The sequence below is a fragment of the Ideonella sp. B508-1 genome, assembly GCF_000333615.1.
Taxonomy (GTDB): Bacteria; Pseudomonadota; Gammaproteobacteria; order Burkholderiales; family Burkholderiaceae_C; genus Ideonella.
Window position 1 is genome coordinate 1 of record NZ_BADL01000590.1, and the last position, 1854, is coordinate 1854.

Annotated in this window: 3 protein-coding genes; all 3 read left to right on the top strand. The window is 69.1% G+C overall.

Going from position 1 to position 1854, the window contains the following annotated elements; translation table 11 throughout:
• Positions 1 to 334: methyl-accepting chemotaxis protein (locus I73_RS30210; RefSeq protein WP_040501394.1), on the top strand; the 334-nt coding region annotated here is incomplete at its 5' end.
• Positions 335 to 424: 90 nt separating this feature from the next.
• Complete coding sequence (locus tag I73_RS23480) at positions 425 to 982, top strand: chemotaxis protein CheW (RefSeq protein ID WP_022982856.1); 558 nt, start codon at positions 425 to 427, stop codon at positions 980 to 982.
• Positions 983 to 1061: 79 nt separating this feature from the next.
• Positions 1062 to 1854 (top strand): methyl-accepting chemotaxis protein (locus I73_RS23485; RefSeq protein ID WP_148289902.1); only part of this gene is annotated, 793 nt, incomplete at its 3' end.

A 1854-nucleotide genomic window follows, 5' to 3' on the forward strand; every position in this document is an offset into this window, starting at 1 on the left:
GATCAAGAGCCTGATCGGCGCCTCGGTGGACCGCATCGAGAACGGCACCCGCCAGGCCCGGGATGCCGGCCAGACGATGACCGAGATCGTGACCTCGGTGCAGCACGTCAGCCGCATCATCGAGGAGATCAGCGATTCCACCCGGCTGCAGAGCCGCGGCATCGGCGAACTGGGCTCGGCGGTCAGCGAACTCGACCAGATGACCCAGCAGAACGCCGCGCTGGTGGAGCAATCCGCCGCCGCGGCCGACAGCCTGAAGCAGCAGGCCCACCAGCTCTCGGGCGTGGTGGCCACTTTCCGGCTGGATTCCCAGCACGAACAGGGTATCGCCTGAGAGGGGCTACCCTTCAGGATCACCTGACCCTGCCGATAAACCCTAGGAACCGCCTTTCTCTCGGCGGGCACCCACCCAAGGACAGTCACCATGGACATGATCACCGACGCCGCCCAGGTCGCCCGCCACGAGGCGGCCCGCTCCCTCCAGGACGCCCAGGCCCGCGCCAGCAGCGCTGCGGCCGCCCCCGGCGCCGCGCACGGCGAATACCTGACCTTCCGCCTCGGCGGCGAGGAATACGGCATCGACATCCTGCGCGTCCAGGAGATCCGCTCCTACGAGCAGCCCACCCGCATCGCCAACTCCCCCGAGTTCCTCAAGGGTGTGGTGAACCTGCGTGGCGTGATCGTCCCGATCATCGACCTGCGGGTGAAGCTGGGCTGCGAAACCGCCGAGTTCAACGCCTTCACCGTGGTGATCGTGCTGAACATCAGGGGCCGCGTGGTCGGCGCCGTGGTGGACTCCGTGTCCGACGTGCTGGAACTGGGCGGCGACACCATCAAGCCGGCCCCGGGCATGAACGCCCAGGTGGACATGTCCTTCATCACCGGCATCGCCAACGTGGGCGAGCGCATGCTGATCCTCATGGACATCCAGGCCCTGATGAGCTCGGCCGACATGGGCCTGATCGACGACAGCGTCGCCTGAGTTCAGGTCGAGCTGTCCGCCGTCCGGCCGCGACGCTTCTGGCGCTGCGGCCGTTCTTCCTTTCAACCCCCTGCATCGCATGAAACCCCTGTCGATTGCCGCCCGGCTGTGGATGCCCGTGGTCGTGCTGATGGGCATGACCCTGGTGATGACCTCGCTGTCGGTGGTGCGCACGCGCCACTCACAGGCCGAGTCGATGCAGGCCCAGACCCACCAGCAGGCCAAGCTGGAAGCCAGCCTGCGCCTGCTCAGCGCCGCGGAGGCCGGTGCCACCGACCGCATGGCCACACTGCGCCAGGCGCTGGAGCCGCTGCTCGACACCCCCGAGGAAAAGGCTGCCCTGGCCCAGGCCCAGGACGTGGCCGGCCTGAGCGCCTTCTTCCAGCGCACCGAGGCCCAGGCCGAGGCCCTGCGCGACGAGGTGGGCCGCCAGCGCATGCGCACCGTCTTTCTGGTGGCCGGTGTGATGCTCTCCATCGTCACCCTGCTGGCCCTGTCCACCTGGAGCATGGTGCGCAAGGTGCTCGAGCCGCTGCGCCAGGCCGTGGCCGTGGCCGACCGGGTGGCCCAGGGCGACCTGAGTGTGCGCATCGACACCGGCCGCCAGGACGAGATCGGCGACGTGCAGCGCGCCCTGGCCCGCATGACCGACGCCCTGCGCGGTCTGGTGGGCGAGGTGCGGCACAGCGCCGACAGCATCTCCACCGCCAGCAGCGAGATCGCCACCGGCAACCAGGATCTGAGTCAGCGCACCGAGGCCACCGCCTCCAACCTGCAGGAGACGGCCAGCTCGGTCAGCCAGCTGACCCAGACCGTGGCGCAGAGCACCGAAGCCGCCGCCCAGGCCAACCAGATGGCCAGTTCGCCGCCGC